Source organism: Ensifer sp. ZNC0028 (assembly GCF_000799055.1).
GTDB lineage: Bacteria > Pseudomonadota > Alphaproteobacteria > Rhizobiales > Rhizobiaceae > Ensifer.
Genome location: NZ_JTLA01000284.1, coordinates 1 through 201, shown reverse-complemented (window position 1 = coordinate 201; position 201 = coordinate 1). Strand labels below are relative to the sequence as shown.

Sequence of the window (201 nt, the reverse complement as noted above, 5' to 3'; positions counted from 1 at the left end):
AGTTCCAGCGCTTCAAGACGCATCCGGCGATCCGCGGCACGTTTGAGGGCGGCAAGCGGTTGTCCTATGGCGCGCGTGCGATCACCGAGGGCGGCTACCAGTCGGTGCCGAAGCTCTCCTTCCCCGGCGGCGCGCTGATCGGCTGTTCGGCCGGCCTCGTCAACGTGCCGCGCATCAAGGGCAGCCACAATGCGGTGCTTT

General features: G+C 67.2%; 1 pseudogene. It reads left to right on the top strand.

Features of this window, described 5'->3' with window-relative positions:
- Positions 1-201, top strand: a pseudogene (locus L981_RS33025) (electron transfer flavoprotein-ubiquinone oxidoreductase); the annotation flags it as partial.